1 protein-coding gene is annotated in these 515 nt (G+C 62.3%); it reads right to left on the bottom strand.

Annotated elements, in window-relative coordinates:
- A partial coding sequence (locus BFE01S_RS36815; RefSeq protein ID WP_028229724.1) for a citrate/2-methylcitrate synthase occupies window positions 1-515 on the bottom strand: 515 nt, incomplete at both ends.

The raw sequence follows: 515 nt of genomic DNA, 5'->3' as shown, positions 1-515 counted from the left end.
GGCTTCGCTTCGCGCGGCGTTTCGCCGATGAAGAGCTGACGCGGACGGCCGATCTTCTGCTCGGGGTCGGCAATCATTTCGTTCCACTGCGCGATCCAGCCCACCGTACGCGCCATCGCGAAGATGCAGGTGAACATCGACGTCGGGATGCCCAGCGCGCGCTGCACGATGCCCGAGTAGAAGTCCACGTTCGGGTACAGCTTGCGCGACACGAAGTATTCGTCTTCCAGCGCGATCTTTTCCAGCGCCATGGCGAGCTTGAACAGCGGATCGTCGTGCAGGCCCAGTTCTTCGAGCACTTCGTGGCACGTTTCGCGCATGAGCTTCGCGCGCGGATCGTAGTTCTTGTACACGCGGTGGCCGAAGCCCATCAGCTTCACGCCCGAATTCTTGTCCTTCACCTTCTTGATGAACTCGGGGATGTTGTCCACCGAGCCGATCTCTTCGAGCATGTTCAGCGCGGCTTCGTTCGCGCCGCCGTGCGCCGGGCCCCACAGACACGCGATACCGGCCGC

The organism is Paraburkholderia ferrariae NBRC 106233 (assembly GCF_000685035.1).
In the GTDB taxonomy this organism is placed as follows: Bacteria; Pseudomonadota; Gammaproteobacteria; order Burkholderiales; family Burkholderiaceae; genus Paraburkholderia; species Paraburkholderia ferrariae.
Note: the sequence above shows the minus strand (reverse complement) of the source record. Positions and strands in the feature narration are given on the sequence as shown.